Genomic DNA, 5,008 nt, shown 5'->3' on the forward strand with positions numbered 1-5,008 from the left:
GGCTCGCCAGGCCAGAATTATCGGCTGGTCTGGCCCGCCGTCTCCAGCGCTACCGCTGGAACTGCTGACGAACGGCGCCGTGGCCCCGACTGGACCACAACTGGCATATCCCGGCCAGTCACGGGGATTGAGTTATGCCGCCAACCTATCTTCGACGTACGACAAGCTCTGCTAGAACACACCAAAGCACACTCGAATACACCCCAGCGGCAACAGCTCCTCACCCCAGTTCGGCCGTCGGCCTAATCCTCGGAATGGCGGTCGTAGTCCCAACGCTCCAGCCGCGCCTGCAACTCGTGCAAGCCGAGCGCGGCGAGCGGCGCGGCTACCCCGAGGCAGAATACGAGTAGTGCGTTCATGGCTGCTTCCGTCGTCTGATACCTATATTGACGATCGAAGCGTAGGAATCGTTCGACCGACACGCGCGCGTAGTGGACTACCTGTCTTCGTCGCGCCTGGACACGGCTGCGGCCGGTGGGCAAACTCTGCAGACCATGAGTGAGGTCGAGTCGCATCCATCGTCCAGTGCGGCTCCGGCGCATCGCATTCGCCGAATGTCGGGGCGCGATCCGTCCGAGCTGCATCGGGGTGTTACGCCGCTCGAGTTGCTGTTCGACCTCACGTTTGTGGTCGCATTCGGCATCGCGGCCTCCGAGTTCGCCCACCAGCTGGCCGAGGACCACATCGGGGCGGGGCTGGCCGGATTCGTATTCGCGACCTTCGCCATCTGTTGGGCGTGGATCAACTTCAGCTGGTTCGCCTCGGCCTACGACACCGACGACTGGGTCTACCGATTGATGACCATGCTGCAGATGGTCGGCGTCATCATCCTGGCGCTCGGCCTTCCGCAGTTGTTCGCCTCGATCAGCGCGGGTCACCACGTCGACAACCGCGTGATGGTCGCCGGTTATGTCGTGATGCGAATCGCTTTGGTGGGCCAGTGGTTACGCGCGGCAAAGCAGGACCCGCAGCGACGTGCGGCGTGCCTCACCTACGCGACGGTCGTCACCGTCGCGCAGATCGGCTGGATCGCAATGATCTTCGTGAGCACGTCGGTTGTCACGACGTACGCACTGGCTCTGCTGTTGGTGTGCTTCGAGATGCTCGGCCCCTGGCTGGCTGAGCGGCGCAGCGGCGGCACCCCGTGGCACGCTCATCACATTGTCGAGCGCTACGGGCTGCTCACCATCATCGCGCTGGGGGAGGGCGTCGTCGGCACCGTCGCCTCGCTCTCGGCGGTTGTCGGCGCGCAGGGCTGGAGCGTGGACGCGGTCCTGGTCGCGGTGGCGGGCACCGGGCTGACGTTCGGCATGTGGTGGGCGTATTTCGTTGTCCCGCAATCGAATCTGCTGCATGCCCACCGCGAGCGCTCTTTCCGCTTCGGCTACCTGCACCTCGTGGTGTTCGGCTCAATCGTGGCCACCGGCGCCGGGCTGCACGCCGCCGCGTATTACATCGAGCATCATTCCAAGCTGGATTCGGCCGGCACCGTGTTGTGGGTCGTGATACCCGTCGCTCTCTATATCGTCAGCCTGTATTTGCTCTACATGCTGATGGTGCGCACCTTCGACGCGTTCCACGTGCTGCTGGTTGTGGTCACCGCCGCGGTGTTGGTCGCCGCGGTTCTGTTCGTCGACGCCGGCATGTCGATGGCAAACAGCCTGCTGATCGTCATGCTGGCGCCGATGGTGACCGTCGTTGGTTACGAACTGATCGGCCATCGGCACGCCGAGGAGGCCATCGCGAGGACTGTGGCGGACGAATAGGGAAGTGTTTAGCTGCACGCGGGTTGGGTAAGCCAACTACATAGCCGTCCGAAGTCGCGCGGCGATGGGAGCGGCACGAACACCGAATGGCAAGTCAAGAAGCGGCCGCCGTTCACCGGGTGCCGACGAGCATCGAAAACCCGTGGCTTCGGCGGCTATCCAACGTTTGCGCAGCACGAAGGAGCGTCACGATGCCGAAAACGACACCGGAGGGCACGGCCAAGAAAAGCGAGCTGCCGAGCACGCTGAAGAAGTCGCCCGCAAAGGCGCAGCGGACCTTCGCCAAGGCGCACGATGCGGCCGTCGAGCAGTACGGCGAGGGTGAGCGCGCGCACCGCGTTGCGTATGACGCGCTGAAGCACAGCTTCGAGAAGGTGGGCGACCACTGGGAGCCGAAGTCCGAGAAGGGCCCTTCCGACTCGCGAGCCCGTAGTGGCGGGCCGAATCCCAAGGGAACGTCGGCCGAAGGCGTCAACGCCAATGCGTCCAAGAAGCACTTGTTCGACGTTGCGCGGCGCCTGGACATCTCGGGTCGTTCCACCATGTCCAAGAGCCAATTGGTCAACGCGATCAAGAACGCCAATCGTCGAGTGAGCAGCCGCAGCCGGTAGCGTCGGCGCTTTGCCGAGTTGGCTGAAATCACCCCCCGACGTTGGGGTCCCATTCGGCCGGTCACTATTTGCCCAGATGAGTCGGCTGCCTGACCTGACTCTGACCTTCTGACAGATCCGGTCAAGTCTTCGCTCGAAACGGGGTTACCGGACTACAGTGTGCGCATGCATGCGCGCAGCTCACGTCGAGGTTTGGTGCGTCTCGTTGGCTGAGTATCGGCTGGACGACCTTGCGCGGATTTCCGGTGTCAGCTCACGCAATATCCGCGCATACCGCGAGCGCGGCCTGCTCGACCCTCCTCGTCGGGAGGGGCGCTCGGCGTATTACGACGACTACCACCTGTCCCAGCTGAAGACGATCAACGAGCTGCTGCGGAAGGGATTCAATTCCTCGCACATCGCCGAGTTCTTCGCCCGGATGCGGGAAGGGCATGACCTGGCGGCCATCTTGGGCGTCCAACAGGCCATTCTCGGCCATCGCCCAGCAGAGGCCGCGCCGCCGGCGCCGGCCACGGCCAGCACGGCCGCCATCGATACCATCGCGCTCAACCTTGACCCCGGGTGCGAGGAAGCGCAGCGGCTGATGTTGAGCGGCCTGGCCGAGCTGTCCGACGACACCGTCGTGCTCGTCGACGCCGGCATGGCCGCCATCGTCACGCGAACTGCCGATCAACTCCATTACATTCAGGCGATTCTGCGGATGTTCGATTCCACCAGCGGCACCATCGACGAGCTTGCGGCCGTTCTGGTGGCCGCGCTGGAGGAGTGTGTGGACGCCCGCTACGGGCCTGGTTTCATCCCGAAACCGGAAGAGCTGGCCGAGGTCAGCCGGCTCGTGCAGGACTATCGCGATCTCGGCAGCGCGATCGTCACCCGCCATCTCGACAAGGCGCTGCAGCAGCACATGGTGTCGGCCGTTTCGGAGTACACCACCGGGATGGTCGTCAGTGGACAGTGGGAAGCCAATAGCTCACCGCCAAGCGTCACCCCTTGATCTGCTGCCACTTTTCGACCCACTCGTTGTAGGCCGTGCAGTTGTCACCGCTGCCGTCCACGCACTGCTTCTGTGGCGTGGTCCAGTAATGGATCTGTTCGGCGTACTCCTCGTCGGTGGCGTGGTAGAGCTCGCAGAAATCCTTCTCAGTGGTCAGCGCGCACGACTTCGTTTGCGCGGGGGCTTCGCCGAAGTACTCGGCCACTTGGGCATTCACCTCGGGCGAGCTGATCCAATTCATCCACTTGTACGTGCAGTTCGGATGTGACGCCTTCGACGAGATCATCCACGTGTCGGACCATCCGGTGGAGCCTTCCTTCGGCAGCACCGTGTTGACCTGAACCTTGTTGTTGGCGCCGATCATGTTCGCGATCACCTGCCAGGTGGTGCCGATCACCGAGGTTCCGGATTCGAAGGCCTGCACTTCTTTGGTGTAGTCCGACCAGTACTCGCCGATGTTCTCGCGCTGTGCCTTGAGCAGTTCCGTTGCGGCGTCGAGTTGTTCGGAGGTCAGCGAGTACGGGTCCTTGATGCCCAGCTCCGGCCTGGTCTTCGACAGGTACAACGCGGCGTCGGCGATGTAAATGGGAGAGTCGTAGGCGGTGACCCTGCCCTCGTACTTGGCGGCGTCGTCGAACACCGCGGCCCAGGAATTCGGTGCGTCGCGGACGACGTCGATGTTGTACATCAGCAGGTTGGCGCCCCAGCCGTGCGGGATGCCGTACATCTGCCCGTCCACCGAATTCCACGACTTGTTCTTGAGGAACGCCGAAATCGTCTGGTAGTTGGGCACCAGCGCGGTGTTGACCGGGGCGACGTCGCCGGCATATATCAGCCGCAGCGTCGCATCGCCGGACGCGGACACGCCGTCGTACTGCCCGGTGCGCATCAACTGCACCATTTCGTCGGACGTGTTGCCCAGCTTGACATTCACCTGGCAGCCGGTTTCCTGCTCGAACGGCGTCACCCAGTCGACGGACTTGTCGTTGGAGCCATCCTCGGCGTAGCCGGCCCAGGCGATGATGTTCAGCTGACCTTCGCCAGCGCCGACGGCGCTGAGTGGCTCCAGCTCCGGAAGCTGTTCGCCCATCCCTCCAGCGTCGTCGGAACCCGAGCACGCCACGATCAGGGCTGCGCACACACCGAGGACCAGTCCGGTCCGCGGTGTGGTCGGTGTCATGGCGACTCCACCTTAATCGGTTGGTGAAGGGCTATCTCGGGCCCAGGCGAGGCGGTTGGATTCCGCGTTACCGCAGGCTCGCGAAGAAGCTCCGGATGTCGTCGACGAGCAACTGCGGCGTCTCCATCGCGGCGAAGTGCCCGCCGGAGTCGAAGTCACTCCAGTGCACGATGTTGAACAACCGCTCGCCGTATCGGCGGATGGCCAAATCCTCGCGAAAGACCGCGACACCCATCGGCACCGGCGACGGGTCCGGAAGCGCCCGCGCATGCATCGTCTCGTAGTACAGGTTGGCCGACGAGGTCGCTGTGCGGGTGAACCAGTACACCGACACATTGGCCAGCAGGCGGTCCCGGGGCACCGCATCCTCGGGCAGCTCCCGCGTGGAGTCGGTCCACTCCTTGAACTTCTCCACGATCCACGCCAGCTGCCCGGCCGGCGAATCCGTCAGGCCGTA

General features: G+C 63.7%; 4 protein-coding genes and 1 pseudogene. 3 read left to right on the forward strand and 2 right to left on the reverse strand.

The window, feature by feature from the left end; all coding sequences use genetic code 11:
- The first annotated feature begins 494 nt into the window (after positions 1 to 494).
- The 3 genes from ACRDU5_RS10850 (at position 495) to ACRDU5_RS10860 (ending at position 3,371) form a co-directional block, all read left to right on the forward strand.
- Positions 495 to 1,766, forward strand: coding sequence for a low temperature requirement protein A (locus ACRDU5_RS10850; RefSeq protein ID WP_526614505.1), 1,272 nt, complete (start codon positions 495 to 497; stop codon positions 1,764 to 1,766).
- Positions 1,767 to 1,957: 191 nt separating this feature from the next.
- Complete coding sequence (locus tag ACRDU5_RS10855; protein WP_526614506.1) at positions 1,958 to 2,377, forward strand: ChaB family protein; 420 nt, start codon at positions 1,958 to 1,960, stop codon at positions 2,375 to 2,377.
- A gap of 169 nt (positions 2,378 to 2,546) precedes the next feature.
- Positions 2,547 to 3,371 (forward strand): MerR family transcriptional regulator, encoded by an 825-nt coding sequence (locus ACRDU5_RS10860; protein WP_526614507.1) that lies wholly within the window; start codon positions 2,547 to 2,549, stop codon positions 3,369 to 3,371.
- Here the strand turns inward: ACRDU5_RS10860 and ACRDU5_RS10865 are convergent.
- Entirely contained in the window at positions 3,361 to 4,551 is a 1,191-nt protein-coding gene (locus tag ACRDU5_RS10865; RefSeq protein WP_526614508.1) for an ABC transporter substrate-binding protein, read from the reverse strand. The genes ACRDU5_RS10860 and ACRDU5_RS10865 overlap by 11 nt on opposite strands.
- A gap of 67 nt (positions 4,552 to 4,618) precedes the next feature.
- Positions 4,619 to 5,008, reverse strand: a pseudogene (locus ACRDU5_RS10870) (epoxide hydrolase); the annotation flags it as partial.

Source organism: Mycobacterium sp. (assembly GCF_050701515.1).
Taxonomy (GTDB): Bacteria; Actinomycetota; Actinomycetes; order Mycobacteriales; family Mycobacteriaceae; genus Mycobacterium.